This is a genomic window from Burkholderia sp. AU16482, from assembly GCF_002223285.1.
GTDB classification, from domain to species: domain Bacteria; phylum Pseudomonadota; class Gammaproteobacteria; order Burkholderiales; family Burkholderiaceae; genus Burkholderia; species Burkholderia semiarida.
The window spans coordinates 729,869-744,642 of sequence record NZ_NKEY01000009.1 but is presented as its reverse complement, the minus strand read 5'-3'; the positions used below and the strand labels follow the sequence as shown (position 1 = coordinate 744,642).

At 65.7% G+C, this 14,774-nt stretch carries 10 protein-coding genes; 6 read left to right on the top strand and 4 right to left on the bottom strand.

Features of this window, described 5'->3' with window-relative positions; genetic code table 11:
* Positions 1 to 56: 56 nt before the first annotated feature.
* The gene (locus CFB35_RS33745) at positions 57 to 1,154 is read right to left on the bottom strand and encodes a carboxymuconolactone decarboxylase family protein (RefSeq protein WP_089466251.1); all 1,098 of its coding nucleotides are present in this window, start codon (positions 1,152 to 1,154) and stop codon (positions 57 to 59) included.
* A gap of 245 nt (positions 1,155 to 1,399) precedes the next feature.
* On the opposite strand from CFB35_RS33745, the gene CFB35_RS33740 reads away from it, so the two are divergent.
* The 5 genes from CFB35_RS33740 (at position 1,400) to CFB35_RS33720 (ending at position 8,861) form a co-directional block, all read left to right on the top strand.
* Positions 1,400 to 2,158, top strand: coding sequence for an SDR family NAD(P)-dependent oxidoreductase (locus CFB35_RS33740; protein WP_060010714.1), 759 nt, complete (start codon positions 1,400 to 1,402; stop codon positions 2,156 to 2,158).
* Between the two features lie 45 nt (positions 2,159 to 2,203).
* Positions 2,204 to 3,481, top strand: a complete 1,278-nt coding sequence (gene ccrA / locus CFB35_RS33735) for a crotonyl-CoA carboxylase/reductase (protein ID WP_060010711.1) — start codon at positions 2,204 to 2,206, stop codon at positions 3,479 to 3,481.
* 32 nt (positions 3,482 to 3,513) lie between these two features.
* Complete coding sequence (locus CFB35_RS33730) at positions 3,514 to 7,392, top strand: type I polyketide synthase (RefSeq protein ID WP_089466226.1); 3,879 nt, start codon at positions 3,514 to 3,516, stop codon at positions 7,390 to 7,392.
* A gap of 80 nt (positions 7,393 to 7,472) precedes the next feature.
* Positions 7,473 to 7,802 carry an acyl carrier protein gene (locus tag CFB35_RS33725; RefSeq protein ID WP_060010709.1) on the top strand — a complete coding sequence of 110 codons (330 nt, stop codon included), beginning with the start codon at positions 7,473 to 7,475 and terminating at the stop codon, positions 7,800 to 7,802.
* A 66-nt stretch (positions 7,803 to 7,868) separates the two neighbouring features.
* On the top strand, positions 7,869 to 8,861 hold the full coding sequence (locus tag CFB35_RS33720) for a beta-ketoacyl-ACP synthase III (RefSeq protein ID WP_089466225.1): 993 nt from the start codon (positions 7,869 to 7,871) through the stop codon (positions 8,859 to 8,861).
* 309 nt (positions 8,862 to 9,170) lie between these two features.
* Here CFB35_RS33720 and CFB35_RS33715 read toward each other — a convergent pair whose 3' ends face one another.
* The gene (locus tag CFB35_RS33715; RefSeq protein ID WP_089466224.1) at positions 9,171 to 9,971 is read right to left on the bottom strand and encodes an EAL domain-containing protein; all 801 of its coding nucleotides are present in this window, start codon (positions 9,969 to 9,971) and stop codon (positions 9,171 to 9,173) included.
* A gap of 714 nt (positions 9,972 to 10,685) precedes the next feature.
* Here CFB35_RS33715 and CFB35_RS33710 point away from each other — a divergent pair.
* Positions 10,686 to 12,785: a sensor histidine kinase KdpD gene (locus tag CFB35_RS33710; protein ID WP_089466223.1), complete on the top strand. Its 2,100-nt coding sequence runs from the start codon at positions 10,686 to 10,688 to the stop codon at positions 12,783 to 12,785.
* A 25-nt stretch (positions 12,786 to 12,810) separates the two neighbouring features.
* Here the strand turns inward: CFB35_RS33710 and CFB35_RS33705 are convergent, their stop codons facing one another.
* Together CFB35_RS33705 and CFB35_RS33700 are read right to left on the bottom strand one after the other, a co-directional pair.
* On the bottom strand, positions 12,811 to 13,620 hold the full coding sequence (locus CFB35_RS33705; RefSeq protein WP_179231830.1) for an NYN domain-containing protein: 810 nt from the start codon (positions 13,618 to 13,620) through the stop codon (positions 12,811 to 12,813).
* A 278-nt stretch (positions 13,621 to 13,898) separates the two neighbouring features.
* Positions 13,899 to 14,693 carry an OmpA family protein gene (locus tag CFB35_RS33700; RefSeq protein ID WP_060010700.1) on the bottom strand — a complete coding sequence of 265 codons (795 nt, stop codon included), beginning with the start codon at positions 14,691 to 14,693 and terminating at the stop codon, positions 13,899 to 13,901.
* Positions 14,694 to 14,774 lie beyond the last annotated feature (81 nt).

Genomic DNA, 14,774 nt, shown 5'->3' with positions numbered 1-14,774 from the left:
GTTTCCTGTGTCGTTCGTGCCGCATGGTGTGGGAGAGAGGTGGAACGCGGTCGTCTTCATGCCTGCACGTCGTCGTGCTCGCGCGCCGCATGCGGAGCCGCCGAGGCGAACGAACGGCTCGCCTCGGCGAGCGCCCATTGCACGGCCAGCACGCCGGCATGAGGCAACGCGGCGACGATGGCCTCGACGATCTCGGGTCGCGATGCGCCCGACCGGCGTGCGTCGCGGATGTGCGCGGCGAGCGCGTCGGCGTCGGCATTGCGCGCGAGGCAGGTCAGGCACGCGATTGCCGTCAGGTGGCGCGCCTTCGCCTGCTCGACCGGCTCATCGCCCGATGCCGCGCTGGCCAGCCGATCGATGCCACGCTCGATCGCGGACGACATGTCCACAAAGCCGCCTACCGCGTCCGACGGATACAGGTCGCGTTGCAGCGCATGCCGCTCGGCCGGTGCATCGGCCTGGATTCCCGCCGAGTCGTCCGGCGCCCCATTGAGCGCACTGAACGCATCGAACGCGTCGAGCACGATGCGCGACACGGGCAGTACGAGCGGCCAGCCGATGTAGCCGGTCAGTTGAATCAATACCTCCGTCAGTTCGCCGCGCGTCCAGCCCGCGTGCAGGCAGTCGTTCACGTGTACGCGAACCGCATCGTGCCGGTTTTCGCGTGCGATGACGATGGCAAGCCCGGCGAGCCGGCGCTCTTTCGGCGTCAGCGCATCGAACGGCCGTTGCCGGCGCTCAAGCAACGTGGCGATCGTCGCTTCGGGATCCTCGAAAAAATCGACGTCGACGTCGACGTCGATATCGATGGCACGTTCGCGCAACAACCCGGCGATGTGGCGTATCGCGGCCGCGGCCACCGGCACGCCTGCGTAATGGAGCGTCTCGAACGCCGTGTCGAGCACCGCGTGCGGCGTCCAGCCGGTATTCAACATGCCGCCCGCATGGTATTTCAGTGCGCCATCCGCATTGCCCATCGTCGCGAGTACCGCGACCGTCACGAGTTCCCGGTGCTTCAGCGAGAGGTTGGGGCGGGCGATGATGTCGGCATATGCGCCCTCGACGAGCAATCGCTTGAAATCGGGGTCGAGACGGTCGAGTGCCGCGCTCAGCCCGACGAAGCCTTCGTCGCCGATCGCGTGTATGACGGACATGCCGAGTTCATGCCGGGAGATCGTATTCGTACGCATGGAAGGCCGATGGTTGAACGCGGAGTGTCGTGACGTCAGCGATGATATTCGTCCGTTCGACAATCAAATTTGAACTTTTTTCACTTTTCATCGGCGCACGCTTTTCGCCGTCTAGAATCCATCCGGTCAAGAACCGACGATTCATTTTCGATCTGAAAAATCGGGATGGTGATGACGGGGCCTGCATATCAATGCGACTGGAGAATACGATGCTGAAGCTTCATGAAAAAGTCGCCCTCGTGACCGGGGGAAGTTCGGGTATCGGCCGGACCACGGCGTTGTTGTTTGCCAGGGAAGGCGCACGGGTCGCGATCGCGTCGCGCCGCATCGACGAAGGTCTGGCCGTCGTCGAGGAGATCCGCCGCGCGGGCGGCGAAGCGCTGTTCGTGAAGACCGATGTATCGAGCGCGGAGGATTGCGCGCGGATGGTCGCGCAGACCGTGCACGAATTCGGCAGGCTCGATATTGCGTTCAACAACGCCGGCGTGGAGGCATTCGGCAAAGCCGTGGCCGATACCGACGAGGCGAGCTGGGATTACGTGATGAATATCAATCTGAAAGGGATGTTCCTTTCGATGAAATACGAAATTCCCGAAATGCTGAAAGCGGGCAGCGGTGCGATCGTCAATATGTCGTCCACTTATGGCCTCGTGGCGTCTGCATTCGGCGGCTGCAGTTATCACGCGTCGAAGGCCGGGATTCTCGGGCTGACGAAAGCGGCCGCGCTCGAATACGCGAAGCAGAATATCCGTGTCAATGCGATCTGCCCGGCGTTCGTGGCGACGGCGATGGTGGAGAAGTTTCTCGATGAAACCGGCATGACCGACCAGATCAAGGCGTTTCATCCGGTCGGCCGGCTGGGCACCGAACAGGAAATCGCCGAGGCGGTCACGTTCCTCGCGAGCGACGCGTCTTCGTTCATGACCGGTACCGCACTGTCGGTGGACGGCGGGATGGCCGCGGCCTAGCACGAGTGCAACTTATCCCGGATCAACTCTTTCACGAGTATTGTTATGGATACCAAAACGATCGATTTCGCTGTAGAAACGAGAAGGAACCCGCCGGAACTGTTCGACATCGGCAGCGCGATTCCGCTGGGCGTCGTGCCGAGGAAAATGCACGCGTGGACGATTCGTCGCGAGAACCACGGGGAGCCGCAGCACGCGTTCACGAACGAAATCGTCGACGTGCCCTCGCTCGGCCCGGACGACGTGCTGATTCTCGTGATGGCGGCCGGCGTCAACTACAACGGCGTGTGGGCGGCGCTCGGCCAGCCGTTCTCGGTGCTGGACCTGCATGACGATCCGTATCACATCACGGGCTCGGATGCGGCCGGCATCGTATGGGCCGTCGGCTCGAACGTGAAGAAATGGAAGGTCGGCGACGAGGTGGTCGCACACTGCTCCCAGGTCGATGGCGACGACGAGGAATGCAACGGCGGCGATCCGATGCTGTCCCCGTCGCAGCGGATCTGGGGTTATGAAACGTCGCATGGCTCGTTCGCGCAGTTCGCGCGCGTGCAGTCGACGCAGCTGATGCCGCGCCCGAAGCACCTCACGTGGGCCGCCAGCGCCTGCTATACGCTCACGCTCGCGACCGCATACCGGATGCTGTTCGGCCACAAGCCACACGTGCTTTCCGCCGGGCAATCGGTGCTCGTGTGGGGCGCGGCGGGCGGGCTCGGAACGATGGCGATCCAGCTCGCGGCGCTCGCGGGCGCGCGCCCCGTCGCCGTGGTCTCCGACGCGTCGAAGGCCGAATTCGTCAAACGGCTCGGCGCGGTGGGCGTGATCAACCGTTCGGATTTCTCGTGCTGGGGCGCGCCGCCGCCCGTCGATGCGAAGGCCGAGTACGCGGCCTACGTCGATGAAGTCAAGCGCTTCGGAAAGGCGATCTGGGGTGCGCTCGGCGAAAAGCGCGACGTCGACATGGTGTTCGAGCACCCGGGCCGCAATACGTTCGCCCCGTCCTGCTACGTCGTGAAGCGCGGCGGCATGGTCGTGTTCTGCGCGGCGACGAGCGGCTACGACCTGACCTGCGATGCGCGCTACGTGTGGATGCGCCAGAAACGCATTCAGGGCAGCCACTTCGCCAACCTCAAGGAAGCGTCGCAGGCGAACCGGCTCGTGATGAGCGGCAAGATCGACCCGTGCCTGTCGGAAGTGTTTCCGTGGAGCCGCCTGCCGGACGCGCACGCGAAGATCCGCGAGAACCGGCACCTGCCCGGCAACATGGCCGTGCTCGTCCAGGCGAGCAGCAGCGACGATCTCGCCGCGGCGAGCCGCCACTAGGCCGGATGAACGCTTTCCGCCGCGAGGACGGTATGAACCAGTCAAACACGCAAGCGCAGCGCGTCGCCATCATCGGCATGTCGTGCCGGTTCCCCGGCGGCGCGTCCTGTGCGTCGAGCTATTGGACGCTGCTGAATTCCGGGCGCACGGCGATCCGCGAAACGCCGCGCGAACGCTTCGATATCGACGCGTTCTACTCGCCGGATACCGACGAGCCCGGCACCACGTATTCGCGCGTGGCCGGCTATGTCGAAGATCCGTTCCGCTTCGACCGCAAGCTGTTCCGGACCTCGGCGGCCGAGGCGATGGAGATGGATCCGCAGCAGCGCTGGATGCTCGAACTCGCATGGGCGGCGCTCGAGAACGCGGGCATCGCGCCGGGCCGGCTGCGCGGCAGGAACGTCGGGGTCTTCATGACGATCGGCGAGGCGGACTATGGCCGGCGCACCGTCTGGTCCGGCGATCCGTCGCGCATCACCACCTATTCGAAGCTCGGCAACCTGCGCGCGATGGCCCCCGGGCGCGTCGCGCACATACTCGGTTTGAGCGGGCCCGCGATCTTCGTCGATACGACCTGTTCGTCGTCGCTAGTCGCGATCCATCTTGCCGCGCAGAGCCTGCAGGCCGGCGAGTGCGACGTCGCGATCGCCGGCGGCGTGAACCTGATCCTCGGGCCGGAGGAAACGATCGGCATCGCGCGGCTCCAGGCGATGTCCGCCTCCGGGCAATGCCGTCCTTTCGACGCGAGCGCCGACGGCTATATTCGCGGCGAAGGTGGCGGCGTGATCGTGATGAAGCGGCACGACGACGCGCTCGCGCACGGCGATCGCATCGATGCGGTGCTGATCGGGTCGGCCGTCAACAGCGACGGCGCGAGTAACGGCCTCACCGCGCCCAACGGCGCGGCGCAGGAAGCCGTCATTCGCCGGGCAATGATGCGCGCCGGCGTTCGGCCGGAAGCAGTCGCCTACGTGGAAGCGCATGGCACGGGCACGGCGCTGGGCGATCCGATCGAGCTTTCCGCGTTGCGTAACGTCTATACGCGCGCCGTCGCACGCGACAAGCCGATCCTCGTCGGCTCCGTGAAGTCCCAGCTCGGGCATCTGGAGGGCGCCGCGGGCGTGGCCGGCTTCATCAAGGCGATGCTGATCCTGCGGCACCGCCACGTACCCGCGCAGGTGAACTTCGAGACGCCGAACCCGCGCTTTCACTGGGAAGGCGCGCAACTCGCCATTCCACGCGAGGGTACGCCGCTCGACGAAGGCGAGACGCTGGTCGGCGTGAGCGGTTTCGGCATCACCGGGACCAACGTCCACCTGATTCTGTCCGCGCCGGCGCCCGTGCCGGACACCGGTGCGCCGATCGACCGCGAACGCGTATTGACGCTGTCCGGGCGCTCGCCGGACGCACGGCGGCGTGTCGCGTCGGCATGGCGGGCCTGGCTCGCGGGCACGTCCGTGCCGCTGCGCGATGCGTGTCATACGTCGAACGTGCGACGCGATCATTTCGATCATCGTGTCGCGCTGGTCGGCACGACGAAAGCGGATTTCATCGACGCGCTCGACGCGTTTCTCGCGGACAATCCGTCCGGCAACTGGCATGCGGGCGAGCCGCCGCGCAAGCCCCGCGTCGCGTTTCTCGTGCCAGGGCAAGGGGCGTGGCAGCCGGGCGTCGGCGGAAACCTCTACCACGGCAACGGGCTGTTCCGCAAGCACGCGGACGCGTGTCTGCGCCTGCTGGGTAGCGAAACGGCGCGCGACGTGCTCGATGCGATCGTCGGCCGTGGCGCGCAAGCGGTGCGCCATCATCCGGGGCAACTGGCTCACTTCGTCGTGTGCTACGCACTTTCACGTACCTGGATGGAGCTCGGCGTGCAGCCGGATCTGCTGATCGGGCATTCGCTCGGCGAGCACGTGGCCGCCGTGATCGGCGGCGTGATGTCGCTCGGCGACGGTCTCAAGGCGGTGGAGGCGCGCGGCCGACTGTTCGATACCGCGACGCCGGCCGGCGCGATGCTCGCGGTGGCCGCCGCGGCCGACGAACTCGCCGCGCGGTTCGCGTTCGGCGAGGATCTGTTCGTCGCCGGCATCAACGGGCCGGGGCAGACCGTCGTCAGCGGCACGCCGGAAGCGGTGGCGCGCGTGCACGACGCGATGGTCGCGGCGGGCAAGCGTGTGTCGCTGCTCAAGACCTACGGCACGCCGGGCCATTCGCCGATGTTACGTTCGATGCGCGAAGCGTTCCGGCGCGCGCTCGAACCGCTGACGTTCGCGCCGCCGTCGATTCCGATCGTCTCCACCCTCACGGGCGCCGTCGCGACCGATGCGATCGCCGGCGTCGAGCACTGGCTCGATCTCGTCGAGCAGCCGGTGCGTTTTCATGACGCGTTGCTGGCGGTGTCGGACGGCAAGACGCTCTTCGTCGAAGTGGGGCCCGGCGCGGCGCTCGCCAAGCTCGCGCGCGCCGCCGCCGGCGGCGACTGGACGTGCGCGATCGCGTCGCTCGCCGACGGCCCGGAAGGCGATGAGGAAACCGAATCGACAGGCTTCGCCCACGGCTGCGCACGCCTTTACGGCGAAGGGCAGAAGATCGCGTGGCACAAGCTGTACGGCAATGCGCCGCGGCCTGCCGAAGCGCCGGGCTACGCGTTCGACACCGAGCGTTTCGAGCTGCCGTTTCCCGATCTCGCCGAAGCGGCGCATGGTGCGGTGCGCCAACGAAGCGATGGCGCATCGAATGCGGAAGCCCGGCCGCCGCGCTCGATCGAGGTGGATCGCGCCGACGTGGCACCGGCGGGCGCGGCGCAGATGCTCGCGACGTTGCGCACGATCGCGGCAGCGGTCGCGCCGGATACCGTCGTGCTCGACGATGGGCTGTCGCTCGTCGGCCAGGGGCTCGACTCGCTGGCGTTGACGGAGCTGCGGGTGCGGTTGCATCAGCGGCTCGGCAAGATGCCGCCGATCGCCATGCTGGCGCGCGGCGCGTCGCTCCAGACGCTGGCCGCGTGGTTCGGCACGACGAACGGTGACGCGTCCGTTCGCGAAGTCGTGGCGGCCGATCCCCGGCAACCGGCCGAAACGGGCGGCGACGTCGGCCTGGTCGTGACGCTGCGCGACGGGGCCGGGCCGCTCGTTGCGCTCGTGCATCCGGTCGGCGGAAACGTGCTGTGTTATCAGGAACTGGCCGCGGCATGGCCGGGCGACCCGACGGTCGTCGCGATCCGTCATCCGTACGCGGATCAGGGCCACGCGCCCGCGTATCTTTCGATCGCGCAACTGGCGTCGCGCTACTGCGCGGCGCTGCTCGCGACGCACGGCAGGCAGCCCGACCTGCTTGGCGGCTGGTCGTTCGGCGGGATCGTCGCGCACGAAATGGCCGCGCAGTGGGAGTCGGAGGGCGGGAGCGCGCCGCCGTTGATGGTCGTCGACAGCCCGCTCCACGACGGCGAATTCGCCACGCGGTTGCGCGCACTGGCCGCTGATCTCGCGCCGGATGACGGTATGCAGGCAGTCGAGCGATGGCTGGCCGACCCGCGTTTCGATGCGATGCTCGATCAGGACTTCTATCTCGCCGACGTGCGCCGCCGCGCCCAGCCTGAGATGTTCGACCACATCGCGCGGCTGCATGCCGCGAGCGCGGTGGCACTCGCCTGTCACCAGCCGCGGCAGGTGCAAACGCACATCGGATACGCGCTCGCCGCGCGCGACAAGCGCGGGATGTCGAGCGTGCTGGCGGAGCAGCAATTGCGCCGTTTCGGGCGCGGCGGCATCACGGTCGACGTGTTCGACGACGACCACAACTCCATCGTGCGTGCACCTTCCGTGCGGCGTCTCGCGCACTTTCTCGGCGGACGCGCTGCCGATGCACCGCACGCCGATCCGGAACCGCTGATGCGCGCGACACCCGCATAGGCGCTGCCTTTCCGTTTCCCGGGCGCGGCGTCGCCGCCGCGCCTTCACCGTCCTCAATCCGACTTCAAGGAATCGATGCCATGAACGATCAACTTCAAGCTGCAGCCGTCAACGGGCCGACGGTCACCGCGGAAACCATTCTTGCGTGGATCCAGGAGTGGACCGAAGCGAACAACCTGAAGGTGCCGACCGATCTCGAACAGACCTTCGCCGACGCCGGCTTCGACTCGATGCATTCCGTCGAACTCGCGTTCTTCCTCGAAGAGCGGCTCAACATCAAGATCGACGATACGGTCCTTTACGACTATCCGACCTTCAATGCGCTGGCCGAGCATCTCGTCTCGCTGCAACCGCAGGGCACGAGCGCCGCCGCGGAGCCGGGCCAGGACGCGGGCGTCGGAAGCTGGTAACGCCAGGGCGCCGGTTCGAGACATCGGGCGGCCGGCGCGTTATCGACTTTGATCGGAGTACCGAAGATGGTGGAAATCAATCGCGTGGACCACTGGATGTCGCGCGTCGTCGGCTGCGGTTCCGCGTTGCCCGAGCACCGCATGACGAATCATGACATCGCACTGAAGGTCGACACCACGGACGAGTGGATCACGCAGCGCACCGGCATCAAGGAGCGCAGGATCGCGGCGCCCGGCGAGAACACGTCCGATCTCGCGATCGGCGCGGCCCGGGCCGCGCTGAGTCACGCAGGGATCGCCGCGGCCGACGTCGATCTCATCGTGCTCGCGACCTGCACGCCCGATCGCACGATGCCCGCGACGGCCGTCCGCGTTCAGGAAGCGATCGGCATGCCGCGCGGCGCCGCGTTCGACGTGCAGGCCGTCTGTTCGGGCTTCGTGTTCGCGCTCTCGGTCGCCGACAACATGATCCGGCTCGGGCAGGCGCGCACCGCGCTGGTGATCGGCGCGGAAACGATGTCGCGTATCGTGGACTGGCAGGACCGCAATAGCTGCGTGCTGTTCGGCGACGGCGCGGGCGCGCTGGTGCTGCGCGGCGAACGGCGCGAAGGCGACAGGCCGCGCGGTGTGCTGTCCACGCATCTGCATTCGGATGGACGGTACTGGGACAAGATTCACACGGACGGCGGGGTATCGTCGACGCAAAGCGCCGGCAAGATGCATCTGGAGGGCCGCGACGTATTTCTGCATGCGGTCGTCAATCTCGCCGACGCGTCGCAGGAAGCGCTCGATGCGCACGGGCTGACCCGGGACGACGTCGACTGGATCGTTCCGCATCAGGCAAACCAGCGCATCGTGCAAACCGTCGGCACGAAGTTGAATCTGCCGATGGAGAAGGTCGTGCTCACCGTCGGCAAACACGGCAACACGTCGGCGGCGTCGATTCCGCTCGCGCTCGGCGAAGCCGTATCCGACGGACGCATCAAGGAGAACGATCTCGTCCTGACGCCTGCAATGGGCTCGGGCTTCACGTGGGGCTCGGCGTTGATTCGCTGGTAATTCACGGGCGAGGCACCGGCGCACGTCGGTGCCCGACGGATCGGCATTTTCCCGGAATGTGGGAGCCCTGTGGAAATGCTCGTGAAAGTGACAAAAGTTCACTTTGAGCGCTCGGGCCGCCGTTCTATGCTGGCTGCACGTCGCACACGGCGGCGTGAACAAACAGCCCGATCGGAGCGTAGATGGCACCCGATATTCCGGATGAATCCTGGGATGCGGCGGCGTCCGGCATGCCGACCCGACGCATGAAGCACGCGGCCTCGCGCTTGAAGCACGGATGGCGCCTACTCGCCTACGGCGCGCGCGGGGCTACGACAGGATCCGCGCATGGCAATCGGCGATGAACGTCTGGACCGCCGCTTCGCGCAGCGGCTCGCCGAGATAGAAACCCTGGCCGTCGACGTCCGGCAGCGTGCTGGCCCATTCGAACTGCGCGGCGGTTTCGATGCCCGTCATCACGATGTGCTTGCCATGGCTTTGCGCGATGTGCACCAGGGTCTCAACGACCCGCATGGATTCGTTGTTTTGCAGGACATCGCGGATCAGCGAGCGATCGAACTTGACGATATCCACCGGCAACTGTTGCAACAGCGTCAGCGAATTGAAGCCTGCGCCGAAGTCGTCCAATGCGACGCGCACGCCGATTGCCTGCGCCGCATGGATGGCCTCCACCAGCCAGTCGAGCCGGGCAGGCGGAACGACATCGGTCAGCTCGATTTCGACGCGAGCCGGCTCGAGCCCGAGCGACGTCAGCAGTGCGGAAAGCTGCGCCGGAAAATCCGCGTGCCCCAGCTCCGACGGAGACAGATTGATCGCGAGCGACAGCTTGCCGTAACCGGCCGCCTTCCACTGCGCCAGCATGTGCGCCGCTCTTCGGGTGAGCAGTTCGGTGAAGCGCGTGGCCAGACATGAATCCTCGATCAGGCTGATGAACGACGCGGGCTCCAGGATGCCGCGCGCCGGATGGCGCCAGCGCATCAGACATTCGAAACCGGCCAGACGGATTCCCTGGAGCGCGAACTTGGGTTGCAGGAGGAAAAAGAACTCGCCCTGACGAAGTCCGCGTTCGGCATCGTCGAGCGGATCGTTTGATGCAAAGGGGAAATTCATGAATGTCCGGGTACGCCGATTAAATGTCGGCAGCATGTTGCTGATCGATCGATTCTATTGAGTGGAATGCAAAATTTCAACTCATGGAAAATAAACAAATGTAAATTTGTTTATTGTTTTGTATATTGTGGCTCGATTTTTGAGAATGAGATTCATGGAAATCGTATTGTGATATTGGGGCTGCATATTGAAAGCTGAATTGATTTTCGTTTTGTGTGATGATTCGGCTTTTAATGCACCGATTTTTTGGGTGGAGCGAGCGGTGCGCGTGCTTTGGATGAGGAATGATGTCGCCTGGAAGTGATGGTTTATTCTGAAAAATATCAGGATAGAGTTTGAATTAAATGTTAATTTAATTGTAATTAAATTGTGTGATTAATTTGTGTGGAAATTGAAGTACAATTGGCGCATATTAAATTACGGATCGCTGCTTGGAGGTCGTTTGGCCGGGTACGTCCGAGCGCGTATGTACAGGGCGGGCGATCGGCACGTGAAGGGGGGTGACCGGCTGCTGCGTCTCCGGTCAATGCTGCTTGAAGTGGGGTGCGGTGTTTGACGCAGGCATGTCAGATGCCGATCAATGCGATATCGATGGAGCATCATCTGATCGACATGTTCGGAAGATTTTTGGGGCTGGGGCGGCGCCGTTCATGTGATGAAGGCAGGCAGATGGCGGGGAGCGCGTCCTCGTATTGCGCCACGGAGTGGATACGCATGACGTTTGCGCTGGTGCTGGTCTGTGCGGTGCTCACGGCGACACATGCGCTGCAACGCGTCGACCGCGCGTGGTTCGGGTTCGTGTCACGGTCGGCCCACGGCGGGCCCGTCAAGCCGCTGGCGATGATCGTGGTCGACGAACGTACGACCGCGCGTCTGGGCAACTGGCCGTTCAGCATCGAAACCCGTGAGCGGATGATGGAGCGGCTTGCCGGAAGCGGCGTCGCAGTCGTCAGTATCGACCTGACCGGCTTGCGGGACGTCGCGCGCGCACGTGCCGGGCACCGCGGTGGCGAGGCGGCAAGTCGCGGCGGCGCACGAACGGAGGCCGGGAGCGGCAACCTCGGCAATTCCGGCAACGCCGATCAAGCCTGCGCGCGCGACGCTGCGTTTCACTGGAACGGACCTTGCGAGCGCTACTCGTACGTCAACGTGCTGGACGGCGCGGTGCCGTCGAACCGGCTGAGCGGCCGCGCGGTCCTGATTCGCGCGGCTGCCGACCTCGGGCATGGCCGGCCCGGCGTGTCGTCGGCCGGCGTGCGGCCGATCGGAGACGATGCCGCGGCAATCGTTGCATCGCCTGCGCCGGCCGCGGCGGCACCGCTTCAACAGGCCGGTCTTGCGTGGGCGCTGCTGTTCAACGAGGCCGTCGTGTGCGTGATCTGTGCGTTGCTCTACCGGCTCGGTCCTGGTGCCGGCCTCGTTGCATCGTTCGTCGTCGCAGGAGCGGTTGCTGCGATCGCGTATGCCGTGTTCGTGGTCGGCGGCGAGGCGCTGCCGCCCGCCACCGGCATGCTGATGTGCGTGCTCGCCTGCGTGCTGGTGTTCTGGCGGCGTACCGAAGTGTTGCTGCGCTTCATCGGTCTCCTCGGCGACCGCATGGCGACCGACCCGTTGCTGCATGCGGAGTCGGCGAGCGTCGTGCGACACGTCGACCCGGTTCGGCGGCAACTGGACAGGACTGCGAATCTGGATGCGCGAGTACGTCGCTATCGTGCGCTCATCGACGCATGGGTCGACAGTCTGCCGGAAGCGACGCTGATTGCGTCGGCCGACGGTGTCGTGCTGCTGGCGAACCGGCGGATCGCCGCGTGGTGCGCGGAGCCCGACGAGCATCCGGATGCCGGGCGGGCGCCGGTGGGCCGGCCGGTTTCGGACGTGCTGTTTCAGATCACCGCATCGCATCGGGCGAATGAATTCGTCGCGCAGGCGTTGACGTCGCTCGATCACTGGCCTGACGGCGACGCGCTGTCGGCACAGACGAAATCGCAGCTCGACCAGGGAATCGAGATCGCCAATGCACGGTGCGGTCGTTCGCTGCTGATCAAGTGCGCACCGATCCGCCCGTCCGTCTATGGCGAGCGCGCGCTGGTCTTTCATGTCGCGGACGTCTCGTCCGTGCGGATGGCCGAGCGGCAGCGGGACATGGCGCTGCGATTCCTGTCGCACGACATGCGGTCGCCGCAGGCGTCGATTCTCGCGCTCGTTTCGCAGATCCGGCGGGATCCGTCGCGGTACACGCCGCAGCGCTTCGCCGAACTGGTATCACAGTATGCGACGCGCGCGCTGACCCTCTCCGACGATTTCCTCTTTCTTGCCAGGGCCGAGAATCTGCCGCCGAAGCTGGCCGCGGTCGATCCCGCACTGGTGCTCGGCGATGCCGTCGACGATCTGCTGCCGCAGGCGAGTGCGAAATCGACGATCGTCAACCTGACGGCGGAGCCCGGGCTCAGTACGATCGCCGATGTGCAATTGCTGCGGCGGGCATTCGTCAATCTGATCGGCAACGCGATCAAGTTCGGTCGCGAAGCCTCCACGGTCGACGTGGAGTTGTCGGCCACGGATCGGCACGTGAAGATCGCCGTGACCGATTACGGAACCGGCATATCCGAGCGCGACCAGGAAAAGCTGTTTCGCGAATTCACGCAACTGGACGGCGGCGCGTCGATGTCCGGGCATGGTTTGGGCCTGGCATTCGTCAAGACGGTCGTCGATTCGCTCGGCGGAAAGCTGCAGGTCCGCTCGAAGCTGGGGGAAGGGACGACCTTCCTCATGTTCCTGTCGAAGCACGATCACGACGCGGCGCTCGGGCGCTGATCGGGCTGCCGCGATGCCTTGATGGCTAGGCGCTGGAAACGACCTGAATCCGGCGCGCCTCAGGGGCGCCCGTGTGTTTCGCGGGCATCGCGAGGTCGAATTCGAGAATCGTGCTTCGAGACGGCAACCGCGCGACGATCGACGGATCCTGCAAACTGCTGCCGCGAAAGTAGGCGGGGCTCGTCTCGGCCGCCGCGAGCAGCGGCGTATCGGGCAACGCGGCCCAGAACGCGATGAAGCCATATCCGTCGTCCGGCTCGAACCGGTTGCACACGCCGCGCACGCGTGAGCCGACCTGGCCCCAGGCAGGCGAGCCGGAGGCCGCATCGCGAACCGGCAGCAGGCCCGGCACCAGATAGCCGCTGATGAACTGGTCGGCCGCATCGCGTAATTCGAGCGGCACGTTGTCGAACCCGAGGACTTCGACCCGGCATCCCTTCTTCTGCAACGCTCGTACGACTTCGACGAAATCGCCGTCGCTGGTGGCGACGAGCACGGTGTCGAGCCGGTCCGATTCGGACAGCGCGTCGATGGCCATGCCCAGATCCGAATTCGATTTGACGGTTTCGGTGCCATCCTCGTCGGCGATGTGTCTGAGCGGCTTGACCGTGACGCGGAATCCCTTGTCGCGCAGTGCCGCCTGATAGCCCTTGATCCGCGCGTCGTAATCGGCGGAGCGTGCCGCGCGGCGTGCGTCGAAACTCAGATACGCGTGCAGCCGCTGAATCGTGGCGCCGGCCCGACCGGCGAGCGCGCGCAGCACGTCGTATCGCATCAGATGGCCGCCATTCGCGTCGATGCTGCTGCCATCCACATACACCCCGACCCTTCTCATCGTCGTCATCCGGATTGCTGGTAGCTGGTCGCTCAGGCGTTCGAATCAAGCGCCGTCGTGCCGCGTCGCGCGCTTTCCGCACGGGTAGGGCGCGGCGCGGGCGCTCGGTCGTTCCGGCCCGGCGCCGATACGGCGGCAAACGCGATGCCGCCGGCGATGCCGGCAAGCCCGAGGCGCGCGTTACCGCCCACAGGGGCGCGATGCCGGTTTGCCGGTCGTTCGATGTGGCGCCCGCCACGCGGGCGAAGCGTGAATGACGCCACCGGCGTCGCGGCAGGTCAGTCGCGGCCGCTGACCGCGATCGAGACCCGGCGATCGGGCTGCAGGCACGCGATCACGGCGCGGCTCTGGCCGGGCGGGCAATGCGCGACGGGCTCGCGCGATCCCACGCCGTCCGCCTCGATGACGTTTCCGTCCAGGCCATGCGCGATCAGATAGCGGCGGACCGTTTGCGCCCGCGCGCGCGACAGCGGGTCGTTCACCGCGGGGGTGCCGATCCGGTCGGTGTGCCCGACGACGACGATCCGCGTGATCGTCTTGTGGCGCTTGATCCGCTCGACCGCATCGTCGAGCTGCGCCTTGCCGCCCGGCTGCATCGATTCGAGGCTCGATTGGCCGAACGCGAACAGCGCGTCGCTTTGCAGCGTGAATTGCTCGATCGGCGCGGCCGGCGGCTCTGCCGCGGCCGCCGGCGCGGCGGATTGCGTGCGCACGAAGTCCGCGCATGCGGGGTCGCGCCAGTACGTATTGCTCACCTTCATGTGCTCGTCGTAGCGCACCTGGTACTGGCACGAGACGACTTCGTTGCCGCGGCGGAAGTCGAACAGGTAGTTCCACACGTGGCTGCCGACGAACCACTCGTTGAAGTGAGGAGGACCGAGCAGGTCGAACATCTGGTCCTTGTTCAGGCCGGGCCCGACGTTACGCAGGTTGGCCACGTTCACGAACGTGCCGCCCTTCGGGCTGGCGGATTGCGGATCCGGGAAGCGGGGCGGCCCGTCGGCCGCACAGCCTGCCAGGGATGCAACGGAAAGCACACTGACGGACAGCGCAAGTGCCCATTGGATTTTCATGATCAGTCTCTCATCGTATAAGGAGCCGCGTATCCGGCGCCGCGGCAACGATCGATCGTTGCGCGCGGCCGCCGCGTGTCG

Bases quoted from the DNA above. Each gene is read 5' to 3' on its own strand.
- CFB35_RS33745 (WP_089466251.1), bottom strand. From the start codon at position 1,154: ATGTCCGTCATACACGCGATCGGCGACGAAGGCTTCGTCGGGCTGAGC.
- CFB35_RS33740 (WP_060010714.1), top strand. From the start codon at position 1,400: ATGCTGAAGCTTCATGAAAAAGTCGCCCTCGTGACCGGGGGAAGTTCG.
- ccrA (WP_060010711.1), top strand. From the start codon at position 2,204: ATGGATACCAAAACGATCGATTTCGCTGTAGAAACGAGAAGGAACCCG.
- CFB35_RS33730 (WP_089466226.1), top strand. From the start codon at position 3,514: ATGAACCAGTCAAACACGCAAGCGCAGCGCGTCGCCATCATCGGCATG.
- CFB35_RS33725 (WP_060010709.1), top strand. From the start codon at position 7,473: ATGAACGATCAACTTCAAGCTGCAGCCGTCAACGGGCCGACGGTCACC.
- CFB35_RS33720 (WP_089466225.1), top strand. From the start codon at position 7,869: ATGGTGGAAATCAATCGCGTGGACCACTGGATGTCGCGCGTCGTCGGC.
- CFB35_RS33715 (WP_089466224.1), bottom strand. From the start codon at position 9,971: ATGAATTTCCCCTTTGCATCAAACGATCCGCTCGACGATGCCGAACGC.
- CFB35_RS33710 (WP_089466223.1), top strand. From the start codon at position 10,686: ATGACGTTTGCGCTGGTGCTGGTCTGTGCGGTGCTCACGGCGACACAT.
- CFB35_RS33705 (WP_179231830.1), bottom strand. From the start codon at position 13,620: ATGAGAAGGGTCGGGGTGTATGTGGATGGCAGCAGCATCGACGCGAAT.
- CFB35_RS33700 (WP_060010700.1), bottom strand. From the start codon at position 14,693: ATGAAAATCCAATGGGCACTTGCGCTGTCCGTCAGTGTGCTTTCCGTT.